This is a genomic window from Methylobacterium sp. J-076 (assembly GCF_022829405.1).
Lineage (GTDB): Bacteria > Pseudomonadota > Alphaproteobacteria > Rhizobiales > Beijerinckiaceae > Methylobacterium.
In genome coordinates, this window is sequence record NZ_JAKSXW010000029.1 from 1 (window position 1) to 2,168 (window position 2,168).

At 63.1% G+C, this 2,168-nt stretch carries 2 protein-coding genes; both read right to left on the minus strand.

Translation table 11 applies throughout. From position 1 onward, the window contains the following. A partial coding sequence (locus tag MKK53_RS01875) for a PAS domain-containing protein (RefSeq protein ID WP_243926338.1) occupies positions 1 to 411 on the minus strand: 411 nt, incomplete at its 3' end. Positions 412 to 666: 255 nt separating this feature from the next. After that, positions 667 to 1,968, minus strand: a complete 1,302-nt coding sequence (locus MKK53_RS01880; RefSeq protein WP_243926340.1) for a hypothetical protein — start codon at positions 1,966 to 1,968, stop codon at positions 667 to 669. Positions 1,969 to 2,168: the final 200 nt, after the last annotated feature.

The following is a 2,168-nucleotide window of genomic DNA, read 5'->3' on the forward strand; positions in this document are numbered from 1 at the left end:
TTCGTATCGACCGGTTGCGTTGGTCGCAGGGCGACCGATACGTCGAGACACCTCGCGCCCGAATGACACGAAGTTCTCTATGCGCCCATCAGCAGCATGTATTGGCCGGCAATCAATCTCGGCACGGTATTTGGTGCCATCAGCTCGGTAGTTGGTTAGGTAGCCGTGGAAGCGCGTACCGGACTCAAGAGCACGTCGGAACATATCAAGCGCGGTTCGACGTGTTTCTTTGCCATGCATGAAGCGGGGGCTTCGTCCGATGATATCCTCGATCTGGCGACCGACAAGAACTTCGAAGGCTGCATTTGCAAAAACAATGGTCGGTCCTGGGGAGGTGATCACTGCATCGGTGACGATGATGCTGACTGGGGCTTCACGAGCCACAGCGCGAATGAGTTCAAGAGCTGTCATTTTGGTGCAACGCTATGGCCGAGCAGATCGTACGGCGATGAGGCACCGTTCAGTATGCTGATTGATCGCCTGATGCCATGGCATAGCTCAATCAACGCTGCCATTCGCCCGAATTTGGTTCGATCCGACCGTCGATGTCGCCCGCCGGTTCTTGGCAGCCTTTTCACCTCGTCAGCGTGAGGCCGGCGAGAGGTGCGAGGGCAGCGGGTTCAGGTTGGCGCGACTGGGGCGTGAAGGTGATCACGTTGTCCATGGCTATGCCTCCACCAGGGCCAGAAGCTCGCGGGCGAAGGCCGCGATCTCAGCGGCGTCGCCGTTGTAGATCGTCGCCTCGGCTATGGCGGCGAGCCGGGCGTTGTTTTCGGACTCGTTCGTAGGCTCACGGCCTCGAAGCTCGCGGGTCGCGGCATCCAAGACTCCGCACAAGGTGTCCGAAAGCGCCTCGATCACCCGCCCGGAGGAGGTGAAGCATTCCTTGGAGACTTGCCTACCGGTGAGGGACCGCGGCTGACACAGAATGGCGGTTGCCGTCCCCTCTAACACGCTGGCTGCGCCGAGCAGCGAAGCCAGATCGCGCACGGACATCTCCTTGAGGTTGAGGCCGGCGGCGGCGATTAGGTCCAGCGGACGAGGCTCGACGGACGACGGGGGCGCCAAGGTGCCGGCCGTCACTGCCTTCTGAAATTGCACACCGGTTCGCTCCCACCGGTCCAGCCTACTCTTGTCGCCTTCTACCGCGACATCCCAAGCGGCGGCTCCAATCGGACCAAGGCACTTCAAAGCCATGCCGAGCAGGGTCCTAGGCTCAGTCGCCTCTAGCTGCTCCATCAGCGCCACGGTGGCGTCGTAGCGGGGCTGCCATTCTTCCTCCGACAGGGTGCCGGCCATAAAGGCTTGATCGGCTTTGGTGTGGTCGGCGTAGACCCGGCAGAACTCGACGGCCAATTCGGCTATCGGGGCGTCGGGGCCGAAATCGATGCTGCCAGATGGGAGGGAAGCCGCTTCGCTCGCGTAAGTTGCGACATCAGCCTTTGCGGTGGTGATGGCCTCGTCGGCGAAGGGCTCGACGGATGCGGACGCCGGAGGCTTCTCGTCAGCGGTGGTCTCGACGCATTCCGCTGACGCGGCGACGATGTAGCGGGTTCGTGCGAGCCCAAGGAGGTTGCTCCACCCCTCAAGGGTTGCCTGGGCCGCATCGAGCCCGCGGAGGATGACTTCGGGAAGCGTCGGGTCCTTCTCTCCCGCATCGCGAATGAAGGCCATCGTCTCTGGCTTCGTCATCCGCAGAGTGCGGTCGGCAAGGTGTAGCATCACCGCACGTTCGGCGAAGGCATCTGCCCATTCCTGTGGGGTCTTGATGGGTGTGTTGAGGTCATAGGCGCCGAACTCAATCTCAGCGATGACTTCGACATCATCGGTAGGGGCTGGATCCGGCTCGGCACTCGCTTGGGGCGCTGGTCGGCGCATCGCGTTGGCAAGGCCAGCCTTCAGATCGGCGGCTCGTTGGCGAAGGGTAGGAGTTTCAGTCTGGCGGCGGAACGGGTTGGCGAAGGGCATAGGAGCCTCCAAGGATCACAGGACGCGGGGAGGCGCGGCGCTCGACAGCCGCGCGGTGGCGGCAGGTCAGACGAGCGGCAGGTAGCCGTAGGCAGCGATGCCCCCGGCGATGATGGCGAGCGCGGTCAGGGCCTCGCCCGTGAGGTCGAGGAACCGCAGGGCGCGGACGTGCGGCGTATCGGGACGAACAGGGGTGACGG

Bases quoted from the DNA above. Each gene is read 5' to 3' on its own strand.
- MKK53_RS01880 (WP_243926340.1), bottom strand. From the start codon at position 1,968: ATGCCCTTCGCCAACCCGTTCCGCCGCCAGACTGAAACTCCTACCCTT.